The sequence below is a fragment of the Nocardia sp. NPDC047648 genome (genome assembly GCF_040642815.1).
In the GTDB taxonomy this organism is placed as follows: Bacteria; Actinomycetota; Actinomycetes; order Mycobacteriales; family Mycobacteriaceae; genus Nocardia; species Nocardia gamkensis.
This window is the reverse complement of record NZ_JBEYSX010000014.1, coordinates 73,490-97,453: the sequence shown is the minus strand read 5'-3', so window position 1 is coordinate 97,453 and position 23,964 is coordinate 73,490. Positions and strand designations below refer to the sequence as shown.

The window sequence follows — 23,964 nt, the reverse complement described above, 5'->3', positions numbered from 1 at the left end:
CGCTACATCCACCAGCGTTCGAGAATTCGCGCGACTCCGTCGTCGGAGTTCGATTCGGCGATCTCGTCGGCGGCGGCGATGGCCTCGGGGTGGGCGTTGCGCATCGCGACGCCGTGGCCCGCCATGGTGAGCATGGGGACGTCGTTGGGCATGTCGCCGAACGCGACGATGGTGGACTCGTCCACGCCGAGCCGCTGCGCGACCACCGCCAGCCCGGCGGCCTTGGTGATGCCCGGCGCGGACAGTTCGATGAGCCCGTGCTCGGTCGAGTAGGTGATGTCGGCTCGCTCACCGATCAGCGGAGCGAGCACGGTGCGCATGTCCGAGCTGCGCGCGCCGGGTAGCCGGATCAGCATCTTGATGGCGGGCGCGTCGATGACCTCCTCCCGGGCGACCGAGGTGTCGTCCGGGTTGAGCCAGGCGTGCTCGTACTGCGGCGAGCTGACGAATTGCGGCGTCACCGCGTCGTGCGCGCGCTCGCCGACGCGCTCGGCCGCCAGACCGCAGCCCGGCAGCGCCCGCTCGGCGACCTCGGCGAGCCAGGCGAGCGTCGGCACGTCCAATGTCATGCTGGCCAGCACCCGGTCGGCGGCGCTGTCGTAGATCACCGCACCGTTGCCGCACACGCACAGCGGGGCGTAACCCAGGCCCTGCACCACGGGATCGATCCAGCGTGGCGGACGCCCCGTGGCCAGGACGAACGGCACACCGTCAGCGATCAGGGCGCCTACCGCTGCCTTGGTCCGCGCGGTGACCCGCTCGTCGTGATCGATGAGCGTGCCGTCCACATCGGTGGCGACCATCTTCGGCTTGGGCAGGTGCAGGGGCATCACCCATTCCATCCTGCCGGACGACGCCCGCCCGGTCCTGCGGGCCGGTGTCCGGCCGAGCCTCGGACATGCCCGGATGTCGGGTGGCACGCGCGCCGCCGACCACGTCCTTATGATCGGGGACTAATACCGACGCTGGCCCGTCCAGCCGAAAGACCAGAGGACTGATGACCGGCTTCCTGCTACGACGCGCGCTCAACTATGTCGTGCTGTTGCTGCTGGCTTCGTTCCTGACGTTCAGCCTGGCGTCACTGACGTTCCGGCCGCTGGACAGTCTCGAACAACGCAACCCGCGCCCGCCACAGGCAGTGATCGACGCCAAGGCCGAGGAGTTGCATCTCAACGACCCGATCCCGCAGCGCTATATCACCTGGCTCGCGGGCATTCCGCACGGCGACTTCGGCACCACGCTGGCCGGTCAGCCGGTCAGCCGGGAACTGCCGCGGCGGGTCGCGGTGAGTCTGCGCCTGCTGATCGTCGGCTCCCTGGTCGGCACGGTGCTGGGCGTACTGATCGGCGCCGCGGGCGCGATCCGGCAGTACAAGTTCAGCGACTACTTCACCACGGTGGTGTCGCTGCTGGTGTTGAGCACACCGGTGTTCCTACTCGCGACGCTGCTGAAATACGGTGCGCTGGAGATCAACTCGCTCACCGGGTCGCAGATCTTCCTCTATACCGGCGAGACGTCGGCGAACAAGATCGAAGGGTTCGGGCCGCAACTGCTCGACCGCGTCCAGCACCTGATCCTGCCCACCACCGCGCTGGCCCTCGGCGCCATGGCGGGCTACAGCCGCTATCAGCGCAACGCCATGCTCGACGTGCTGCAGAGCGATTTCATCCGCACCGCTCGCGCCAAGGGCCTCACCCGAAGCAAGGCGCTGTACAAGCACGGCCTGCGCACGGCGCTGATCCCGATGGCCACACTGTTCGCCTACAGTCTCGGTGCCCTGATCACCGGCGCGACGTTCACCGAGAAGATCTTCGGCTGGCACGGTGTCGGGGAGTGGCTGGTCGACTCGATCAACGCGCAGGATCTGTACGTCGTGGTGACGGTGACCGCGTTCGCCGGCCTGGTCGTGCTGGTGTCGGGTCTGCTCTCCGACATCGTGTACGCGATTCTCGACCCCAGGGTGCGTGTGGGATGACCGAAGCCGAAATCATCGTCCAGGGCGCACCGGAGGTCACCGCGACCGGACGGCGCAGGCTGGTCCTGCGGCGCTTCCTGCGTAACAAGCCCGCCGTCGCGGGTGGCTTGGTCCTCATCGCGCTGTTCGTCGCGAGTTTCGCGCTGCCGCCCTTGCTGGCCTACGACTACCAGCAACTGGACTACACCGCCCTGCTGAAACCACCGAGCGCGAAACATCCGTTCGGCACCACCCAGATCGGTCAGGACGTGCTCGCGCAGACTCTGCGTGGATTGCAGAAATCGCTGGTCATCGGCCTGTGCGTCGCGCTGTTGTCCACCACGATCGCGGCCACCGCCGGTTCGCTGGCCGGATTACTCGGCGGCTGGACCGATCGCGCGATCATGTGGCTGGTCGACCTGCTGCTGGTGGTCCCGAGTTTCATCATCATCGCGCTGTTCGCGCCGCGCACCAAGGGCAGCGGTTCCATCCTGCTGCTGATCGTGCTGCTGTCCTGCTTCGGCTGGATGATTTCGGCAAGGATCGTGCGCGGCCTGACCTTGAGCCTGCGTGATCGCGAATTCGTCCGGGCCGCTCGGTACATGGGGGCGCCCACCCGCACGGTGATCCTCAGTCACGTCATCCCGAACATCGCCTCGATCCTGATCATCGACACCACCCTCACCGTCGGCTCGGCGATCATGGCCGAAACGGGGCTGAGCTTCCTCGGTTTCGGCGTGCAGCCGCCGGATGTGTCGCTCGGCTCGCTGATCGCCGCCGGCACGAAATCAGCGTTGACCTATCCCTGGCTGTTCCTGTTCGCGGGTGGTCTGCTGATCATCACCGTGCTGTGCGCCAACCTCGTCGGTGACGGACTGCGCGACGCGTTCGATCCCGGCGCGAAGCGGGCTCGGTCGAAGAAGAAGGCGAAAGCATGACCAGCGCAGGAGAAATCGAGAAGGCGGCCTCGACCGCGCCGCTGCTGGAGATCACCGATCTGCGGGTGTCCTTCCCCAGCGAGGAGGGCCGGATCGACGCGGTCCGCGGCGTCACTTACACGGTGTCCGACGGCGAGGTGCTCGCCATCGTCGGTGAATCCGGCTCGGGGAAGTCGGTGTCCTCGCTGGCGGTGATGGGATTGCTGCCGGAGCAGGCGCGGATCACCGGTTCCATCCGGTTCCGCGGACGCGAACTGCTCGGGCTCGGTGATCGCGAATTGTCCAGGCTGCGCGGCAGTTCCATCAGCATGGTGTTCCAGGACCCGTTGTCGGCGCTCACGCCGGTGTACCGGGTGGGCGATCAGATCGCCGAAGCCCTCTTGGCGCACGGCAAGATGGGCAGGCGCGAAGCCGCGAAGCGGGCGGTGGAGTTGCTCGACCTGGTCGGCATCCCGGATCCGGAGGTGCGGGCCAGGGCGTTTCCGCACGAGTTCTCCGGTGGCCAGCGCCAGCGCGTGGTCATCGCGATGGCGATCGCGAACGATCCGGCGCTGATCATCTGCGACGAGCCGACCACCGCGCTGGACGTGACGGTGCAGAAGCAGATCTTGAATCTGCTGCGCAAGGCGCGCGACATCACCGGCGCGGGCGTCATCATGATCACCCACGACATGGGCATCGCCGCGACCCTGGCCGACCGCGTCGCCGTCATGTACGCGGGCAGGATCGTCGAGACCGCCACCGCGGCGGACCTGTTCAGCGCGCCGCGAATGCCGTACACCGTCGGCCTGCTCGGTTCGATTCCGCGCATGGACGGTCCGCCGAGGCAGCCGCTGATCCCGATCGTCGGCGCGCCGCCCGCTATGCACGCCCTGCCGCCCGGCTGCTCGTTCGCACCGCGCTGCCCGGTGGCGATCGACGAATGCAGAGCCGCGGAACCCCCGCTGGAGGCCGTCGAACCCGGGCATACCGCCGCCTGCATCCGCACCGCGGAGGTCGGCGCCGACGACTTGTTCGAGGCCTACCGCCGCGAGATCGCCGAGCCGGACGCCGTGGCGGAGGTGGAATCCGATGTGGTCTTGCGCGTCAAGGATCTGGTGAAAATCTTCCCGATCACCTCGGGTGTGGTACTGCGCCGCCGCACCGGGGAGGTCAGGGCAGTCGACGGCATCAGCTTCGAGGTCCGCGGCGGACGCACCTTGGCGCTGGTCGGGGAGTCCGGCTCCGGCAAATCCACTACGCTCACGCAGATTCTCGATCTGATACCGCCGCAGTCGGGCGCCATCGAGATCATGGGCAACGATGTCGCGTCGCTGAGCAAGGCCCGCAAGCGGGAGATCCGCCGGAAGATGCAGATCGTCTTCCAGGACCCCACCGCCTCGCTGGACCCGCGCCTGCCGATCTTCGACGCGATCGCCGAGCCGTTGCGCATCGACGGGCGACCGCGGGCCGAAATCGTCCGCCGGGTCCCGCAACTGCTCGAGCAGGTCGGGCTGCGCCCGGACCATGCCGACCGCTATCCCGCGGACTTCTCCGGCGGCCAGAAACAGCGCATCAGCATCGCCCGCGCACTCGCGCTGGACCCGGAGCTGCTGGTGTTGGACGAGCCGGTCTCCTCGCTGGACGTCTCGATCCAGGCGGGCGTGCTCAACCTGTTGCGCGATCTGCAGACCGAGCGCGGCCTGTCCTACCTGTTCGTCTCACACGACCTGTCGGTGGTGCGGAATCTGGCCCACGACGTCGCCGTCATGTATCGCGGCAAGATCGTGGAATACGGCCCGGCGGAGCAGATATTCGCTGATCCTCGGCACGAGTACACCAGGGCGCTGATCGACGCGGTGCCGGTTCCAGCAGTCAGCCGATAGTCAGGAGAGCGCGATGCGGATCCGTTTCGACCGAATGCGGTGGACCGCGGGCTTGGCGGCGTTCGCGCTGATCGCCGCGGGCTGCGCGACCGGCACCGACGATTCGGCCGCGGGACTGTCCGACGCGCTCGGCACCACCAGCGACATCAATCCCAAGAACCGCGACGAGGTGCGCGAGGGCGGCAATCTGCGCCTGGCGACGACCAGCTTCCCGGCGAACTGGAACACCCTGTCCAATGACGGGAACGACGGCGAGATCGCCGACATCGAGCGCCCGCTCATGCCGCGCGCGTTCGACGTCGACGCGGCGGGCAACCTCACCGTGAACAGGAACTACTTCACCGATGTCGCGCTGACCGGCACCGATCCGCAACAGGTCACCTACACCATCAACCCCGCGGCGGTCTGGTCCGACGGAACGCCGATCACCTGGGAGGACATCGCCGCGCAAGCACACGCGCTCAGCGGGCGGGACAAGCGCTTCTTGATCGCGATCACCAACGGCTTCGAGTTCGTCGACAAGGTCGAGCGCGGTGTGGACGACCGGCAGGCGGTCCTCACCTTCAACCATCCCTATGGCGAATGGCGCGGACAGCTCGCGGGCAACGCCTCGCTTTTCCCGAAATCCGTTACGGCGGACCCGGAATCGTTCAACAAGGGACTCGTGGACAGTCTCGGCTCCAGCGCGGGCCCGTTCGTCGTCCGATCCACCGACCGCGTCCAGGGCCGGATCGTGCTCGGCCGTAATCCCAAGTGGTGGGGTGCGACGCCGAAACTGGACACCATCACCTACAGCGTGCTGGATCACGCGGCTTGGGCGAGCGCCCTGCAGAACAACGAACTCGACCTCGTCCGGCTCGCCTCGATCGATGAGGTCAAGACGGTCCGCAACACCAGCGGGCTGGTCATTCGCCGCGCCCCGGGTAACCGCTGGCGCCACATCACCTTCAACGGCGCGCCCGGCTCCATTCTCGCCGACGCGCGCCTGCGCGTGGCGATCGCGAAGGCCATCGACCGGCAGGGCATCGCGACCGCGACCCAGAACGGTCTGGTCGAGAATCCGAAGCCGTTGAACAACCACATCTTCCTCCAGGGACAAGACGGGTATCAGGACAATTCGGTGCCGGTGGCGTACGACCCGGACCAAGCGGCACAGGAACTCGACGCGCTCGGCTGGAAGCTCAACGGCGACGTCCGTGAGAAGGACGGCCGCAAACTGGAAATTCGCGACGTGATGTACAACGACCCGCTCTGGGTCCAGATCGCGCAGATCATCCAGCAGAATCTGGCCCGCATCGGCGTGCGGCTGACCATCGACACCAAGCCCGGTGCCGGTTATTTCACCGACGTCATCATTCCCGGTGATTTCGACGCCGCACAGTTCATCTTCTCCGGGGACGCCTTCGCGATGAGTTCCATCCGGCAGATCTACTACTACGACCCGAACGATCTGCAGGGCAACTACGGTCGCATCGGTTCGCCCGAACTCAACACCCTGATCGAGCGCACGCTGACCGAACTCGACCCGAAGAAGGCGATCGAACTGGCCAACGAGGTCGACCGGAAAGTGTTCGAAGAAGGACATTCCCTGCCGCTGACCCAGTCCGACGGCAGTTTCGGCGCCCGCGCGGACCTCGCCAATATCGGCTCCCCCGGTCTGGCGTCCTACGACTACACCGAGATCGGATTCGTGAAATGAGACCAGTACAGCCAACCCGCAACCGCCGGCGGCGGACACGGACCGTGATCGTCCGGGCGCTCACCGTGGGCACGGCGCTCGCGCTACTGGTCGGCTGCGGCTCGGGCGACAGCGGGGTGAAGTCGGGTTCCAACGCGCTGGGTTCGACCAACGACATCAATCCCCAGGAGCCGAGCGCACTGCGCGACGGCGGCAACCTGCGTCTGGCCATCACCAATTTCCCCGCCACGTTCAATTCGCACCACGTCGACAGCGACTACGACCTCTCCGAAGTGGTCGACTGGACATTGCCGGGGCCGATCACCTCCAACGCCGCAGGCGAATTGTCGGTCGACCACAATTTCTTCACCGACATCACGCTGACCGAGACCAACCCGCAGCGAGTTGTCTACACCATCAACCCCAAGGCGGTCTGGTCCGACGGCAGCCCGATCACCTGGGAGGACCTGCGGTCCCAAGCGGAGGCGCTGAGCGGCCGCAACACGGAATACCGGGTCTCCGCGACCCAGGGCTACAGCCGGCTGGCCGGCGTCGAGCGCGGCGTCGACGACCGACAGGCGATCGCCACCTTCGGACAGCACTACGCGGATTGGCGGGGCCTGTTCAGCCAGCTGATGCCGAAGGAATCGACCGAGACGCCGCAGGCGTTCAACGAGCGTGACCGCAACGGGCTCGTCAAGTCGGCGGGACCGTTCGTGATCACCTCCGTCGACCGGGCGCAGCAACGCATCGTGCTCAGTCGCAACCCGAAATGGTGGGGCGAGACGCCGAAACTCGACACCGTCACCTACAGCGTGCTGGACTATTCGGCCCGTCTCAACGCCTTGCAGAACAATGAACTCGACGCCATCGATATCTCGGGCATCGAGGAGGTCAAGTCCGCGACCAACTCACCGGGCATCATCGTGCGTCGCGCTTCGCGTCCGTCCAATTCGCACATCACGTTCAACGGAGCGCAGGGGTCGATTCTCGCGGATCCCCGCCTGCGCGTCGCAATCGCGAAGGCGATCGACCGGCAGGGCGTCGTCACGGCGCTGCAGAACGGGATCGTGGAGAATCCCAAGCCGCTGAACAACCACATCTACCTCGACGGGCAGAAGGGCTACCAGGACAACTCCGCGGTGATCGCCTACAACCCCGACGAGGCGGCCCGCATGCTGGACGAACTCGGTTGGAAGCTCAACGGCGACGTCCGCGAGAAGGACGGGCGGAAGCTGGTGATCCGGGATGTGATGTTCCAGCAGGACACTTGGGTGCAGATGGCGCAGATCATGCAGCAGAATCTGGCTCGGGTCGGGGTGAAACTCGAAATCCAGACCTTCCCGGGCAACGGCCTGTTCACCGATGTCATCGACCCGGGCAACTTCGACATCGCTCAGTTCAGCTGGCAACGCAGCATTTTCCCGCTCGGCGCGCTGCCCCAGATCTACGCCTACGACCCGGCGAATACGCTCAGCAACAAGGGACGGATCGGGTCACCCGAACTGAACGCGCTGATCGAGCAGACCATCTCCGAACTCGACCCCGAGAAGGCGATCGAGCTTGCGAACAAGGCCGACCGGATGATCTTCGAGCTGGGTCATTCGGTGCCCGTCGCGCAATCGGCCGGCAACGTAGCGGTCCGTGCGGGCCTGGCCAACTTCGGCGCCTTCGGGCTGGCTTCCACGGACTACCTCCGGGTGGGCTTCGAGAAGTGAGGTCGTTTCCGTAGGACGCAACGAGCAGGAAGGATCACCATGCGGATTACCTCTGCGTGTGCCCGGCTGGCCTTATCGCTGGCCGTCGTAGGGCTGGCAGTCACCGGTTGTGGCGACGACAACGGAGTGGCCCCGGGCTCCAGCACGGTCGGCAGCACCAACGACATCAACCCGAGGGACCCGAGCGAACTGCGCGACGGGGGCAACCTGCGGCTGGCACTCTCCAATTTTCCGGAGACTTTCAACTATCTGCACGTAGACGGCGGAACGGAAACTGTCTTCTCCATAGCCGAGGCGACGATGCCCGCCGCCTTCGTCAGCGACGCGGCGGGGCAGCTGAGCGTCGACCACAACTTCTTCACCGATATCAAGCTGACCGGCAACAGCCCGCAGCAGGTGGAGTACACCATCAATCCGAAGGCCGTCTGGTCCGATGGCTCGCCGATCACCTGGGAGGATCTCCGGTCTCAGGCGAATGCGCTCAGCGGTAAGGACAACGCGTTCCTCGTCTCGGCCACCGGTGGTTTCGAACGGGTCGGCAAGGTCGAGCGCGGCATCGATGACCGGCAAGCCGTGGTGACCTTCGACCAACCGTATGGCGAATGGCAAGGGCTGTTCAGCCCGCTGTACCCGAAGTCGGTCACCGCGACCCCCGACGCCTTCACCAACGCGGCCAGGAACGGGCTGCCGCAAAGCGCGGGCCCCTTCGTGGTCACCTCCATCGACCGCAGCCAGAATCGCATCGTGCTCGGGCGCAATCCCAAGTGGTGGGGCGATACGCCGAAGCTCGATTCCGTCACCTTCAGCGTGCTCGACCATTCGGCCTGGCTGCCCGCGATCCAGAACAACGAACTCGATATCGCGTACATGTCCGGCATCGAGAACGTCAGCGCGGCGCGTAATGCCGCGAACGTGGTCATCCGGCGCACGCCCGAGCCGACCTGGTCGCACATCACGTTCAACGGGGCACCCGGTTCCCTGCTCGCCGATCCGCAGCTGCGAATCGCCATCTCCAAGGCGATCGACCGGCAGGGCGTGGTCACCGCCTCGCAGCACGGCGTCGTCGACGATCCCAAGCCGCTGAACAACCACGTCTTCGTGTCGGGGCAGAAGGGCTACCAGGACAACGCGGCGCCCATCGCCTACGACCCGGACGAGGCGGCCCGCATGTTGGATGCCCTCGGGTGGAAACTCAACGGCGATGTCCGCGAGAAGGACGGTCGCAAGCTCGAACTCCGCGACGTGATGTATCAGCAGGATCAGTGGGTGCAGACCGCGCAGATCGTGCAGCAGAACCTCGCGAGGGTCGGAGTGAAGCTGAGCATCCAGACCGTGCCGGGCACCGGTCTGTTCACCAATGTCATCGACCCCGGCAACTTCGATCTGGCCCAATTCAGCTGGAACGGCAGCGTTCTCCCGCTGAGCGGACTGCGGCAGATCTACTACTACGATCCGAACAACCTCCAGGGCAACAAGGCGCGGATCGGTACCCCCGAACTCAACGCGCTGATCGACCGGACACTTTCCGAGCTCGACCCGGACAAGGCCATTCAGCTGGCCAACGAATGCGATCGGATGATCTTCGAAGAGGGCTACTCCATCCCGCTGCACCAGGCGGCGGGCACCTACGCGGCCCGGACCGACCTGGCGAACTACGGTGCGTTCGGCCTCGCCTCGCGCGACTACACCAAGGTCGGCTTCCTGAAGTGAGTTCTGGACCGGGCCACCCGCTGGCCTATCCGGTCACGGTGACGTTCGGCGCCCTCGCGGTCTGTGCCGCTTGGGCGCCGTTCGGCACGTTGGATCAGGTGGCGGGGATCGCGGCCGTCATGCTCGGCATCATCTCGTACACGGGATACCGGCTCGTCATGGCATTCGGCCTGCTGCCGTTCCGGCGTTCCGGCTCAGCGCAGACCGTACGAGTCACACGCATCCGGCAACAGCACCGCCTGACCAACCGGTCGTGGTTACAAATCGAAGGAACCGACCGTCCGTACTGGCTTCCAGTGTATTTCGACCCGACGCTGGCCACCCTCCCCGGAGCCGAGGCGAAGCTCACCGGCCGCACGATTCATCTCGGCGAGCAGCGCCTCTACCCCTCCGGCCGGATCCGCAACGCCGAACCTCCCGGCCGCCTGATCGACAACCCCAGCCGCCCCGACCGAGATGCTGTCGCCCACACCGCGATGGCCATGCGCCTGCGCCGCCGCCTCCTGCTCGATGCCCAATCCACCGTCGCCGCGCCCATCGCCGCTCTCTTATGGGTCTATATCGACGACGGCGGCCTGCCCGCTTTCGTCGCCGCCGCTACCGTCGCCGCCACCACGACGATCTGGCTCTCCGCCATCCAGGGATCCGACCCGACCTGATGTCCCACCTCCATACGGATTCGGTTCGCGATGTGGTGGGCTTATCCACAATCAACTGACCGGTGCGGGGAGGTCGGTCGCGTCTGGTGGACGGGTGCTGCGGTACGGCCGTCTACTTCGATGTCGAGGGCCGCGGTGATCGAATGCAACGACGTTGCGCGTCCGTTCGATAGCCGACCCACTCGATATTGCGCCCGGAACGCTAGGGCACAGCCGACGGCCACCGCAACTGCGGGATCGTGTCGCAGACAACGACCGCGCAGGTCATACGGAGGCAAATGCCGTCCGGACCGGACAGAGAACGGTGCAGGTTCGTAGCGGCGCACCGCGATGGCGACCGGCTGGTCGCAGCTCCGCACCCTCGGGGCGCAGTGCTGGCGGGAGCGAAAACATCCGCCCTTCGGTGGAACTGAATCAACCCCGCCGTCGTCTAAGCCTGTTGTAGAGACACAACCGATCCAGTCGTCAACGACGACGCGGTCGTCACACTCTTCGGGGGAACACATGAAGCCGGCATCATCCGCCATAGCCAAGTACGCCACCCATGGCACGTCCGCGCGCGAGGAATTCGCACGACGACTATCCGCCTTGCATCGCGACGCGGGCGCTCCCTCGTTGCGGCATGTCGCCACACTCGCCCAGCAGCAGGTGCGCGATGCCGACGGCGAGACCCGTTCAGCACACGCAACAGCCCAGAGGATCAGCGACTGGATGAACGGACGCAACGTACCGGCGCGGTTCGAATCACTGGTTCCGGTGCTGAACGTCTTGGGCGCGCGGGCACGCCGCCGCGCCGGAACAACGACCGAGACAGTGCATCTACGCGCCTGGAGGTCGTTGTGGGCAGCGGCGCGCACTGCTCCGGTCACCGCATCCGGTACGGCGACCGAGCCGCCGTATCCGGATGCCGATGGGTTCTTCGAACGGCACGATCCCGCCTTCTTCGGGCGACAGCGCGCCATTGCGTCCATCCTGAAAATGATCCGAACATCGGCATGTTCGCAACGCGACGCCGATCTCATCGTGCTGACCGGCGCTTCTGGTATCGGCAAGACCGCGCTGCTACGTGGGGGTGTGATTCCCGCTCTGAGCGCGGAATCGACGCAGTGGGCGGTCGCGGTCACTGCGGCCGATCACAATCCTCTCGGTTCACTGAAGCGCATATTCCGTGCCACGGATAGTTTCGGCGGATCGGGTGCTGATCTCGATGCCGTGCGGCGTTGGGCCGGTGACCGTCGGCTGCTGCTGATCGTCGACCAATTCGAACATTTGTACCAGCCCGAGGTCGATGCCACGGACCGCGAGGCGTTCCTGATCTGGTTGAAGCAGGTGTCGACATTCGCGTCGGTCCTCGTTGCGGTGCGTTCCGACCAGCTCGTCAACTGTTTGCAATGTCCGTGGCTTGCGCATGCCGTACAGCACAACAGCTTCACACTGAACCACCCACGTCGTCAGGAGCTGATGTCGGCCATCGTCGGGCCACCACGCACACGCGGAATCGCAGTCGATCCCGCTGTGGCGGAACTACTTGTCACCGAACTCGAAGGAGGCCGACCGGGCAGCGACCGGCCTACCATCAACGCCGGCGTCCTACCTGTGCTGTCGGCGACCATGCGATCGATGTGGGCCTGTCAGTACGGAAGTCGACTGGAACTCGCGGCCTATCATCGCGTCGGAGGCGTGGCCGGAGTGGTTGGTCGAATAGCCGAACAGATCTGGGAGGCGGCGACGCCGGCAGAACAGCGCGATACGCGCCACATTCTGCTCGCATTGGTGACCGTCCATCGCGACAGCACCGTCACCCGCTGCCGGACACCGACCAAGGAACTCGCCCGCATCGCCGCTCGCACCAGCACCGGTCCCGAGCTTGTTCACCGCTTGGTGGATGCGCGGCTGATCACCTTGGAGTCCCAGCATGCCTACCTCGTGCACGACGCACTGCTGGAGTGGGATCGGCTGCGCGGCTGGATCACCGAGAATCGGTCACAACTCATCTGGCGACAGCGCATCGAAGACGACGCCGCGGAATGGGCGGCCGCCCGCCGAGACCCTGGCCTACTCTATCGAAGCACCCGGCTGACCACCGCAATCCATCATGCCGACTCCGCAGTGAGCACCATCGCCACCGCATTCCTCCGCGCATCTGCCAGAGCAGAACTAGAGGCGCGACCAGCTCAGCTTCTCCGCGAACCCGAATATCCGGCAAAGACTCAGCCGTGAGCGCAGCCATCCGAACCCAACCCACAGCCCCATGATGAGGCCGTTTCAACATTACTCGCACGAGTAGAAGATAAATCGAGTGACAGGAGTTGTACATGAGAAGGAATATTGGACGCCCCTTTGGGATCATCATGTTGATAGCAATGACCCTTACCGGCCCGATCGCTCTCCTGAATTTCCCCGCACTACAACCAGAAGTACAAACCCCGACGGCAAGTTACATTGCCGAGGGATCCCCACCCCCCTGCGAGAAGCTCGATCCTCCGTGGCCACCGAGGTGCGTGTGACCATACCGAAGCCTCCGTGTTTTCGTGGCCACCGGGCAATGACATTGCCGCTCCGGTCGGCGGGTGACGGTGCCTGGATGATGGATAGAGCACCGGTGGTCAGGGTGCTCATACGGTTGACGCCTGAACAAGCTGGATAGAGGCTGGAGTCGGTGGTGTCGCGGTCGCTGAGACCACGCCCGAACCGGGCGTAATAGCCCGACCGGGACACCTCCGACGCCCAGCACATGCCATACCTCGCCGCCGGATTTGCGATAGCGGCGCGATTCGCCGCTATTCTCTTTCGAATACGCCAATCCTTGACCTCACGCTGCCCACCTCGCATCCCCGTGGCCGCGCAGCACCACACGCAGGCAGGTCGCCGACGGGATCACCACGCGAGATCTTCGAGCCGAATTGTTCCACTGGGAACAAACTCTGCTGCCCGGCCAGAAAATAGCCGGTGCTCCAGAGTGTCACACCAGGTCAGGACCGTATCGCTCGGGCCGAGGCCGGTATCAAGAAGATGTTGGGGGAGCGGATCACCGATGTCCAGCTCATCGCATATCGTGGTCCCGAACATTTTATCAGTGTGCTCATAAATCCACTGGACAGGAAACACTGTTCGACTGTCCTTCATGATACGGCGAGCTTCGGACTTCGACTCGGGTGTCATAATTTTCCACAGCTGGATGACATCTCGATACTGCGCCAGTGTAGACCCACCCTGAAGGGCGTCCCGCGCAATCCATGTCTCCCGGAAGAGGTGAAGAACGGTAAATAGCCAAAGAAAGGGGCTGGAGAGTGAACTGATCGTTCCCTGAAAGCCTTGAGCGCAGGCAAAATTCTCTTCAGGAAGTACCGTCATCGGATCAGCCAGCGCACGGCCCATATCAACCTGCCAGGGCGACTGGAACCAGGTGAGACTAAATGCGACATCAATCATGACAAATGGCACCAAAGCGTCATCTCGCATCTTTACCGCATGAGGCAAATGATCGGGGTACATCCGATAGATCAGCTCGTTTTCCCTGCTGAGCGGGTTGATTCGATGATTGTAGCGGTCATAGGTTCCGAATTCGAATCCTAGATCCAGCAATGCCGACGTGGCGGCATGCTTGTTTTGTGGATGAATCATGAAGTCGATATCCGACAACCGTCGCGAACCGTCGCCGTTGTAGACCAGATACTGCAGCACAACACCTTTGGTCGCCAACGCCGGAAGGCCTCCCTCCTGCAATTTTCCGGCGACCTCCATTGCCTTCGAGGTCAACACGCGATTCCGGACGCGATTGGCGTTCAAGTTGGTTCTGAGAAATTCCCTGACTTGCGGATAGAACAAGTCTTTTTTATCGGTTAGTTCAATCAGTGTGGCAAGCGCTCCGGCCATCTTCTGCCTGATCGCCATATTTACAAGGGTCATGCTGTCGGCTCGTCCCGAGATAAGCGGGGAGAGCCAATCTTCTATCCACCCTTCCGTGGCATCAGAGATAGGCGTGGCACACAGCCGCTTCAACATGCACCATTCGAGTTCAACGGCCAGATCGCCCGAGAGCACACTCATAGGACACAACCTTTCAGAATTCCGCATCGCGCCGCCGACTCCGTTACGGCCGATTCGGCATATTTTGCTGGGGCGAAGAATTTCCGGGAAGATCCATCAATTCGCCGACGCCGTCCGTCATCCTCAGGATTCTCGAGGCGCCGACCGTCAGCGCCGCCCGGTGACCGAGAAGTATCGTCGTGATTCCGAGATCCTGAATATTGCGGAGGATCGCGCTTTCGGTGTCGGGGTCGACGGCACTGGTGGACTCGTCCAGAATCAGTAGGGAAGGCTTTTTTACCAGCGCTCTCGCCAGAGCTATCCGCTGCCGCTGCCCGCCGGAAATACCGGCGCCACCGGCACCTAGCAGAGTCTCGTATTTCATCGGCAGGGTGCAAATGAAATCATCGATCTCAGCTATACGTGCGGCAGACCTCACCTCGTCGAGCGAAGCGTCCGGGCAGCTGAATCTGATATTGTCCAGAATGCTCCCTGACATCAAGGTACTGTTCTGGTCGACATAGCCGATGTGGCTGCGGTACGCGATCGGGTCGATTTCGGCCAGATCGATCCCATCGATCAATATCCGCCCCGCTGTCGGACTCAGCAGACCGCCGATCAGCATTCCCAACGTAGACTTCCCGGATCCGGATGATCCGATGATCGGCAGCAGCCGACCGGAGGAAATCTCTGCCGTCGCCTCCTGGACCGATGCCGCGGTCGCACCGGCATAGGTGTACGAGACGCCTTCCAGCCGGACGCATGGTGGCCGATCTTCTTGCGCCATGCCTCGCAGCCCGCCCCGCTCGACAGGGCTGGTCAGCACGTCATCGATCCGAGACAGGTCGGGCAGCAGCTCCACGAGTGCAGCCGATGCCAGCGACAGGTTCGACAGCGAGGCGAACAACCCTGAACTCAAGGCCCCCAACGAGACCGCAGCGGACAAACCCGCATCGCTGCGCACGGCAACGGAAACCCCTATGAGCAGGACCAACAATGGTGCAGCAAACTGTATGGTCGCCGTGAACGACGAGACCATACCCGCATGCCGCCGCTGCCTCGTCCCGTGAGTGAGTTCGTTCGCGAACGAATTCAGCCATCGGGCATGCGCGATGGTTTCGGCACCCAACGACTTCACGGTCGTCATATTGGTGAGGATCTCGTGAAGGTCGTTGGACGACTTGGTGCGAGCTTCGAGCACGTCCGAGGCCAGCTGCCGGTGTCGCTGCCACGACAGTGTCGTCACGAGTGCGAAGCAAACGATGCCGATGACTATCGCGAGCGATAGCCAGAATTCTCGGTAGCCGATGACCAGCACGTATCCGATGACCAGCAGGGCGTCGAATACGGCGCCGACCGTGGTAACCGAGACGATCTGCCTGAGCCGCGCAGTGGACCGGACCCGCTGCGCCAGATCACCCGGGTGCCGGGCGTGAAAGAATTCCAGCGGCAGTCGGCTGAGCCGTCCCATCAGTTGATGTGCCGCACGTTCTTCGAGAAGGCTCTGTATCGAGACGATCAACCGCGAGCGCGTGAAGTGCAGTATTCCGAAAGAAGCAGCCGCGCAAGTCAGCATGGCAGCCCATCGCAGCTGGCCTGAAATGCCGCCCTGCGCTGTATCGGCACCAGCCGTGACGATGCGTGCCAGAACAAAAGGAAAGGTCAAAGCATAGGCAAGGAGCAAAGCGGAGGCGGCCAGGGCTCCCAGCCACTTGGGAGTTCGAGGAAGAAATGCTTTCGCCAGGGCTCTGCTACTGCTCTTACCCGCGGGTTCAGTTTCAGGTCGGTCGGTTGTTGTATGGCCTGTGAACTCCAAAGCCAAGCCGGTGAAGTCGACATCCGCCTCGCTCCAGCTGATAACTCGACGTCCGACCGCCGGGTCGATGATCACAACGTGCGCCCGGGTGGCCTTTACCAGCACGACAAAATGGTTGAATCGCCAGAACAGGATAGAACCGGACGCCAGATGCGCGAGCCCGGACAGGTTGGTGCGCACTCCGCGGCCGTCCAGGCCGTGTCGCCGGCCGAGCTCCAGCAACCTCGATGCGGACACCCCGTTTCGACCGCTGCCCGCTTCTTCTCGAAGTTGCTGAGCGGGTATGTGAACGCCACGGCTGGCAAGGACCATGCGCAGACACGCGGGACCGCAGTCCGCTGCCGTCATCTGGGGATAGAAGGGCACATCGCAGGACTCGACGGCCCGGAGGGCGAAACCTAGCCTGTTCGGATCACGCCCGGCTCGGAACGCTACCGCTCCGAAAGTGCTGGAGCGGCCGTACCGGTCGAGGGAAGGCTTGCGGAACCGGGGTCTACCCGGGCTTTCTTCATCCTTCTCCGAAGCTATGTCCTGTGTCATTGCCCCGCCAATTGACTGAAGAGGTGCGCCGACTCTTCGACGGAGAATGCAGCGGAGTTCGTCTCCAAAGTGATGTTGAAAGCCTCCCCGGTGTCGCTGATCTGCAGAGATATCGGCCTTGCCAGGGCATACGGCGCATTGAATCTCTCCGTGGGTACGACATCGGCTTGCCTGCTCCGGCTGCTGGGCCTGGAGGCATCGATGTAGTTGAACACCGGAAAGGGGCGCTTCGGTATGCCTTGTCGTAGCTCGAGGTTGCGCAGCTCCCGGCTGTCGATCTGCTGGTGCGCGGCCGTACGAATCAGCTGACCGGCTATCCTGTCTCGCCAAGTCCGTACACCGAAGTCGATGATAATTGGACGAATTGTCGAAAACATGCCGACTTGGTTCGCCAGTCCTTCCGAACGGATCGTGTAGACGACATCGATCAGAGTTGTCCGCGGCTGGTGCCCCCGCCAGGCGGAAACCAGACGATCGAGAAACATCGCGGAGGGGCCCCATGCCCCGGACGCGGCGGTCCGCTTGAGCTCGACATATGGTTCACCGGCGAGGATCGCCTTGTGCGTTCGCGGGCGCGCAGGAGGAACGGCCAGGTGCCCGCCGAATGCGTCGCCGGGTAAATCGAATTCACGTTCCCAGTGACGTCTTGCCGCCGTTTCGGCCGCAGGTGTCAAGAGCACCCCGCCGACTGCGGCTTCGTACCTGTCGGGAGGCATCACCGGGTCTTCGCCTTGCGCGGCGGTGAGCACGGACGATCGGAGGGCGTTCAACACCAGCACGATCGAAAGCCGGTCGATTGCGACATGCTGCAACGAGAACACGAGCTGATATTTGGAGACCGAACCTTTGACGACTACGAAATTATAGACCCCGCGACGGTCCCAATCCCACTCGACGGTATCTTTGTAGAGAATGCTTCTTGCGTAGCGCGCTTGCCTATCGGCCGTAGCGTCCGACACATCGTGGAATTCGACGGACAGCTGATGCCGGTCGTACGGATCAATCTCTTGGAGATACCCCTGTGACGCCGACCCAGAGAATCGTAGCCGCAATGCCGCGAATCCACGTACAATCGCTTGTATTCCCGAGACGATATGCTCCGGTCGTACGTGAGGCGGGAACTTCATCGCGAATCCGAAAGGGCTGCTGGAATGCTCCGCCTTCTCCTGCCACATTAGCAAGTCCGCCTGACCGGCGAGAACGGGAAACTTCATACACGACCTCGAGTCAACGAATCTTCGGCGACCGAACGGGACCACCAGGGGCCCCAGACATGTCTGGGGCCCCTGGCCGCACGTAACGAACACATGGACGTCACTAGAAACCAGCGCAAGGCACTGCCCGGCCTCCGACGATGTCGTCAAGGTCGAGATCATCGATGAACTCGATGTTCACTTTCTCGAAGTCGATCTGCATTAGATTTCACCTCCTTCCGAAGCTGTCGTGGAAAGGGATCTTTTCTTCACGCCCCGGCGGGCGATCCGAAAACTCACCTGAGAACATGGCGACACTTCGGAATTCCCCCCAGTGCCCACGCGCTTGTCGGATCGTGAGCACGCACTCGTTTCAACTCATCGACCCGATATCGACGGCATCTCCCGCGGAGCCGCCATAAAGTGAATCAGGCGGGCCGGCAGCACGATCCACACCGATAGCCAACCTCCCATCGACTACTGAGCGGAAAGGAATTCTCGCGAACAACCCCTCACGTTCGACTCTAGGCACGCACCGAGGCTCTGGCAATCTCCACGACGCACCGAGCAGAGATAACCGAAGGACAACGGCGTGAAATAACCGTCCGGACCGGACATGGCCCTGATGACATTCACGCACAAATCGCACTGCGTCGGCAACGCCGGCCATATATGTACCGATGACAGCTGTCTGAGCCGATGAGTACGGATAAACGTAAAACCGCAAGCAGGTGCTCGTACATCCCGCCGATAGAGCAGGACCAGGGGTGACGGAAATGCACACGCGCCGATGCGCTCAGAGATACAGCGTGGTTTGGCGTACGCATTGAAATGTGCAAGCGGAGTTCCCGCCCGGCTCGCCCAAGACCGTGCGAACCACATCTCGTTACGCGACTCGTGGTGCCCTGGTCACCGGACAGCGGGCGCAATTCTCAAGGCCCACTGACGAATATGGGGGCGGGCCACGATGACCAGCCGCAGGCCTTTGCGGTTTCCGCGCAGCGGGCGCACCAGGTATGCATCGATTGCCACCCGGCGGGGATCAGAGTCGACCGGTTCCCCGCTAGGCCGCCGGGATCGAACTACCGCGCCAAGTTCTTCGAGGTCCTGGGCGCTGGCGCGCAGCATGATCCGTGACGTTTGGCCGCGATGTCATTGGTGAGGACCGCATTTCACGGTCTTTGGGTGGATGCGCGCAGGGAAGTTCGGTCCCTGCCGGTGGAAACGCTGTGCTATTCACACGCCGAGACCGTGCTACGTCATTGGGGACCGCAGCTGCGCCGGTCGACCATCACTGGATCGCGTTGTCGTCCCGCAGGCTATCAATGGCCGCCCAAAGTCCGGCAGGCGTCGCGAAGGTGCTCACGGAGAGCAGATGGTCGGGGATCATGACAGCGAAGCTCTCCTCGAGGTCGAGCAGCAGCCTCACGGTGGCCATCGAGTCCAGGCCGTGATCAGCGAGGTTCATATCCGGAGTCACCTCTGTGTCCACCGGCAGGAGAGGTAGATAGGTGCGCAAAATCTTCTCGAACGGTTCGGCCCACAGCTGCCGACTCATGCGAACTCCTTTGTTACCGTGATTGAACGGGCCGTAGCGGTTACGCCACTCGGTATATTTCCTGGTCTCAAGCCCTCTCGGCCGACTCCGGGTGAAAGAGACCTGGGCCGGATTCGATACCGGCTGCAAGGGATCCGGCTCCATCCAGCAAGGTCAGCGTGCCGATCGCGGTAAGTAGACGGTCGTTCGAGTAGTTGAGACTGGCCGACCGCAAGTCACGGAAATGCCGCTCCAGCGGCACCGGTGCGTCGCGCTGATAGCCGGTCATCGCGCCGCCGAGCTGGACCAGGCGGTCCACTGCCGAGAACGTCAACTCCGAGGAGGCCACTTTGAGCGTATCGAGTTTGATCTGAAAGGCATACTCATCCATCCCTCGCTCGGCGCGCCTTCGATGCATCACCTCGTTCCGAATGTGCAGCAGATAGGCACCGCACAGCTCGAGTTCGACGCGAGCGCGGGCTAGTCGGTGCCGGACGAGATCGCTGTCGATGTCGATGCTCGCCGGACGGTCCGAGGATCTGATGAGCGAAGCCATGGAGTTCAGGGCTGCCCGAGCCGCCCCCAGCCAGCACGCCGACCAGGCGAGATGGCCGGCCGGGATCATGCTGTCCACAGCCACCGCTCGGAACCCGCCCGCGGCCCCGATCAACTGGTCGGCGGAGGCGGTGCCAGAGAGCACCATTGCGACGCTACGCGTGCCGCGCATGCCCATCGCGTTCCAGTCACGCACCGTTCGAGCCTCGACCTGGCTGCGGTCCAGATACACGAGGCTGACCCGGTTGGGTGGTTCGTCGGCGCTCGCGCGCATGGTGACCAAGAAGCCGTCGGCGAACTCACCGCCGGTCACCACGGGCGCGTCGCGCCGCACCAATAGCTGCTGGTCCTCGCTGACAATCGCGGAACTCGCGGTCAACAGGTGTGCGCCCTTGCCGGGTTCGGTGGTCACCGAGGCGAGGTAGTACCCGTCCACGGCGATGCGGCGAAGGAGAACCGCCCGCAGCGCGCCACCTGCGTGGCGGACGACGGTGTCGACCTGCTGGCAGTGCATCGCCCAGATCATGGCGGTGGACAGGCAACCGCCGGCCAGCAGGGCCGCCGCCTCGACCATGTCTCCGAGGTCCCCTCCCATTCCGCCGTACTCGGTCGGGACCAGCAGTCCGAAAAGGCCCGCCTCGCGGAGCGCCTCGACACTGTCTCGGGGGAATTCGGCGTCGGCGTCAGCCTTCGCAGCGTGCTGGGCGAGCACCGGAGCCAGCTCGGCGGCGAGCGCAGCGGCTTTCGTCACGACGCCTCCTCTACGGGAAAGCTTTCATAAGTCAGGCGCATCCGCCTCACTTCCACCACCTTGTCGTGCGCCAGGACGATCTCTGTGGGTGCCGGCCGCCCCAGGAACGCCACGAGGCTTGCACTCAACCCGTACGCACCCACATTGGGCACGACCAGCAGATCGCCCGGAGTTACGGCGGGTACTTCGACATCGCGACCGAGTACATCGGCGGGGGTGCAGAGCGGCCCGACCAGTGTCACTGTCGCGGTCTCAGCACCGGCATGGTCCGGGGTGGCCGACGGCCGAGCCAGCCTGCCCAACCCGGTCATCCCGCCGAGATGGTTGATCCCGGAGTCCAGCACCACGAATGTGCTGTTTCCGCTCGTTTTGATCTCCTGGACGGTGGTGACCAAACGACCGCTGTCGCCGACCAGGTACCGGCCGGACTCGAAGGCTATCTCGAGTCCGTGATGGCGCCATCCGGGCAAACCTTCGTCCAACGCGGCGTCCAAGGCTTTGCGCAGACCGGGATACCCTGGCCGACGCCCCGGCCGGGCGTACGGCGTGGCGAATCCGCCACCCAGATCGACGACGAGCAGCGGCAGTCCCGCCCGGTCGCGCAACCGTGCGGCAAGGGCGATGTTCTCGCGAAAGGCTGCGATCAGGCTGCTCTCGTCACGCGCGTTGCTGAGAGGGAACAGATGCAATCCCACCAGGCGGGCTCCTGGCACATTCATGAAGCGTCCGGGATCTGCGATCACCTGCTTCTCATCCACCCCGAACTGGGACTCGGCCCCTGTCATCCGAAGCCCGCTCGCTCCGACAGAGCTGCCGTTGACACGCAACAAGACCGTTGCTTCGGTGTGGTGCGCCAGCGCCGCCCGACCGATGCGATCGAGTTCGCCGGCGGATTCGACGGAGAAGCGTCGCACCCCTTCGGCGATCGCGTAATCGATCTCGGAGTCGGTTTTGCCCGGCCCGGTGTAAAGACAGTCCTCGCCGCGGAAGCCGGCATCCCGGGCAGCGGCCAGCTCACCTGGCGAACTGATCTCGGCTCGGCAGCCGGACCTCCGCAATTCCCGGGCCACCATCACGTGCGGATTGGCTTTGAGCGAGTAATAGACGACCGATTGCGTTGGCAGGGCGGCCCGCAAATCCGCGAGAGCCCGTGCTACCGCGTCGAGTTGGTAAATATAGAGCGGGCTCCCATACTGCCTGGTCAGGCTGGCGATATCAGGCATGAGAGGCATGCGCTTTCGCACCATCTACCAAGGCGGCCAACGCCGTTCGATCGATTTTGCCCCTCGGCCCGAGCGGCAGTCGCGACAATGTCCGGCAGCGCGTCGGCACCTTGAGCGGGTCCAGCCGATCGCGCAGCCGACGCAGGACTTCAGAAGGCTCCAGAACGGTGACCGCGAACAGGACCGCTTCGTCATCACCGCGCGGTGGCAGCACTGCGGCTTCATCGACATCCGGCACCGCGGATGCCGCCGCCTCGATCTCAGCAACACTCGTGCGTACGCCATGGTGTTTGAACAACTCATCGCGGCGACCGTGGAAGAACAGGTTGCCACCCTCATCCATGTGCCCGTAGTCACCGGTGTGGAGCACCCGTTCGCCGGTGACGGCGTCCTTCTGGTAGATCCGTGCGGTCAACTCCTCGTCCCGCCAATAGCCGTTCATCAAATGTGGTCCGGCAACCGTGATCTGGCCCTCCACCCCCGGTGGCACCGGACGCGCGTCGTTGTCGACGACACGGACACTGGTGCCGGGTAGCGGCGATCCCACCGAGCCGGGCAGGGCCAGGTCTTCGTCGGGCTGCCCGATCGTGATCCGTTTGCACTCGGTGGTGCCGTACATCAGTTGAACGGCTGCGGACGGAAAGGCCCGGCGCAACGCAGCGATTTGTGGCGGCGTCAGTTCCTGACCCGTATTGGTGAACAGACGAATGGTGGGCACCGTGCCCCGAACCGCGAGCCGCGCCAGCATCGTCGCGAGGGATGGCACCACTGGAGCAACGGTCACGCCATGGCGGCGCATGATCCCCAGCAGACCGGCGTCGTCGCCGGGTCCGGACAGGACCAGCGTCGCGCCGCAGAGGGCTGTCAGAAAGGTTTGATAGAGGCCGTAGTCGAACGAGAGCGGGAGCCTGCACAGCACCACATCGTCCGACCGATAATTCAGGCGGGAGGCGATCGCAGACGTCGCGAACAGTATCGAGCGGTGCGCGCACACCACAGCCTTCGGCGCGGCAGTGCTGCCGGAGGTATACAGGAGCAGCGCAACCGCGTCGGAATCGAAGTTCTCCGGCGACGCAGGCTTCCATGCCGTCGCCACGCCTGCCGTCGGCAAGGGCTCACTCATCACGAGTGCCGGCTCCGCGTCCCGATTGATCTGCTCCCATTGCGCCGGTCGCAGATCGGGATTGAGCGGTACGGCCATCGCGCCGATACGGGAGCAAGCATAGATCGCCGCGATCACCCAGCGCTCGGCGATAGCGCGGATCAGAACCCGGTCACCGGCACGCACGCCCGCCGCAGCGATGTGTGTCGCGTACTCCACAGCGTGGCTGTGCAACTCCGCATACGTCCATGAACCGTTCCGATCCGCGACCGCGACTTTATCCGGGTTCTGTGCGGCAGCGTTGGCAACGAGTTCGTGAAGGAAAAGTGGCGCCGATTGGCGGAACATATACTCTCAGCCTCCCCAGTGCTACCAGAAAATTACATAGCAGCGTGCTCGATGTCAACGAAGTAAGAATTGAATCGTTGAATATTGCCTGGACCGTACCGATCGCGAAGCCGGTCCGCGCTCGCCGCCTGCGTCGCACAGGTGTCGAACCCGAGTGGCCGCGAGATGGACGGTTAGCTGATGCCCGACCCGACAGCTACGTCAGCTGTTCAACTGCTGACCACCAGCGGTTGAACAGCCGACATGGGGGACGGCAGGTTCCGACAACCGGACAGCACGAAGGCTCGTCCTCGCGACCAGCCTTACGCGCCACCCGACCGCTGCCGCGAAAGGGCTGACCGCAACTAC

16 protein-coding genes are annotated in these 23,964 nt (G+C 63.8%); 8 read left to right on the top strand and 8 right to left on the bottom strand.

Annotated elements, in window-relative coordinates:
• Positions 1-2 precede the first annotated feature (2 nt).
• Complete coding sequence (locus ABZ803_RS26535; RefSeq protein WP_040864323.1) at positions 3-830, bottom strand: Cof-type HAD-IIB family hydrolase; 828 nt, start codon at positions 828-830, stop codon at positions 3-5.
• Between the two features lie 167 nt (positions 831-997).
• Between ABZ803_RS26535 and ABZ803_RS26530 the strand changes: the two genes are divergently transcribed.
• The 8 genes from ABZ803_RS26530 (at position 998) to ABZ803_RS26495 (ending at position 12,742) form a co-directional block, all read left to right on the top strand.
• Positions 998-1,975, top strand: a complete 978-nt coding sequence (locus ABZ803_RS26530; protein WP_040864240.1) for an ABC transporter permease — start codon at positions 998-1,000, stop codon at positions 1,973-1,975.
• Positions 1,972-2,892: an ABC transporter permease gene (locus tag ABZ803_RS26525; RefSeq protein ID WP_357043280.1), complete on the top strand. Its 921-nt coding sequence runs from the start codon at positions 1,972-1,974 to the stop codon at positions 2,890-2,892. The genes ABZ803_RS26530 and ABZ803_RS26525 overlap by 4 nt, the downstream gene beginning before the upstream one ends.
• Entirely contained in the window at positions 2,889-4,757 is a 1,869-nt protein-coding gene (locus ABZ803_RS26520) for an ABC transporter ATP-binding protein (RefSeq protein ID WP_357043278.1), read from the top strand. Before ABZ803_RS26525 ends, ABZ803_RS26520 begins: the two co-directional genes overlap by 4 nt.
• Before the next feature lie 13 nt (positions 4,758-4,770).
• Positions 4,771-6,456 carry an ABC transporter family substrate-binding protein gene (locus tag ABZ803_RS26515; RefSeq protein ID WP_357043276.1) on the top strand — a complete coding sequence of 562 codons (1,686 nt, stop codon included), beginning with the start codon at positions 4,771-4,773 and terminating at the stop codon, positions 6,454-6,456.
• A complete protein-coding gene (locus ABZ803_RS26510) occupies positions 6,453-8,153 on the top strand; it encodes an ABC transporter family substrate-binding protein (RefSeq protein ID WP_357043274.1) in 1,701 nt (566 codons plus the stop codon). The genes ABZ803_RS26515 and ABZ803_RS26510 overlap by 4 nt, the downstream gene beginning before the upstream one ends.
• A 39-nt stretch (positions 8,154-8,192) precedes the next feature.
• Positions 8,193-9,863, top strand: a complete 1,671-nt coding sequence (locus ABZ803_RS26505) for an ABC transporter family substrate-binding protein (RefSeq protein ID WP_357043272.1) — start codon at positions 8,193-8,195, stop codon at positions 9,861-9,863.
• On the top strand, positions 9,860-10,522 hold the full coding sequence (locus ABZ803_RS26500; RefSeq protein WP_357043270.1) for a hypothetical protein: 663 nt from the start codon (positions 9,860-9,862) through the stop codon (positions 10,520-10,522). Before ABZ803_RS26505 ends, ABZ803_RS26500 begins: the two co-directional genes overlap by 4 nt.
• 504 nt (positions 10,523-11,026) lie before the next feature.
• Positions 11,027-12,742: a hypothetical protein gene (locus ABZ803_RS26495; protein WP_357043268.1), complete on the top strand. Its 1,716-nt coding sequence runs from the start codon at positions 11,027-11,029 to the stop codon at positions 12,740-12,742.
• Between the two features lie 657 nt (positions 12,743-13,399).
• Here the strand turns inward: ABZ803_RS26495 and ABZ803_RS26490 are convergent.
• From ABZ803_RS26490 to ABZ803_RS26460, 7 genes are all read right to left on the bottom strand, one after another.
• A complete protein-coding gene (locus tag ABZ803_RS26490) occupies positions 13,400-14,572 on the bottom strand; it encodes a nucleotidyltransferase family protein (RefSeq protein ID WP_357043266.1) in 1,173 nt (390 codons plus the stop codon).
• A 43-nt stretch (positions 14,573-14,615) separates the two neighbouring features.
• Complete coding sequence (locus ABZ803_RS26485; RefSeq protein WP_357043264.1) at positions 14,616-16,907, bottom strand: peptidase domain-containing ABC transporter; 2,292 nt, start codon at positions 16,905-16,907, stop codon at positions 14,616-14,618.
• The gene (locus tag ABZ803_RS26480; RefSeq protein ID WP_357043262.1) at positions 16,904-18,121 is read right to left on the bottom strand and encodes a hypothetical protein; all 1,218 of its coding nucleotides are present in this window, start codon (positions 18,119-18,121) and stop codon (positions 16,904-16,906) included. The genes ABZ803_RS26485 and ABZ803_RS26480 overlap by 4 nt, the downstream gene beginning before the upstream one ends.
• A gap of 1,270 nt (positions 18,122-19,391) precedes the next feature.
• Entirely contained in the window at positions 19,392-19,658 is a 267-nt protein-coding gene (locus ABZ803_RS26475; protein WP_357043260.1) for a phosphopantetheine-binding protein, read from the bottom strand.
• A gap of 67 nt (positions 19,659-19,725) precedes the next feature.
• Positions 19,726-20,904: an acyl-CoA dehydrogenase family protein gene (locus ABZ803_RS26470; protein ID WP_357043258.1), complete on the bottom strand. Its 1,179-nt coding sequence runs from the start codon at positions 20,902-20,904 to the stop codon at positions 19,726-19,728.
• A gap of 35 nt (positions 20,905-20,939) precedes the next feature.
• A complete protein-coding gene (locus ABZ803_RS26465) occupies positions 20,940-22,166 on the bottom strand; it encodes a type III PLP-dependent enzyme (RefSeq protein WP_357043256.1) in 1,227 nt (408 codons plus the stop codon).
• The gene (locus ABZ803_RS26460) at positions 22,159-23,616 is read right to left on the bottom strand and encodes an AMP-binding protein (protein WP_357043254.1); all 1,458 of its coding nucleotides are present in this window, start codon (positions 23,614-23,616) and stop codon (positions 22,159-22,161) included. Before ABZ803_RS26460 ends, ABZ803_RS26465 begins: the two co-directional genes overlap by 8 nt.
• Positions 23,617-23,964: the final 348 nt, after the last annotated feature.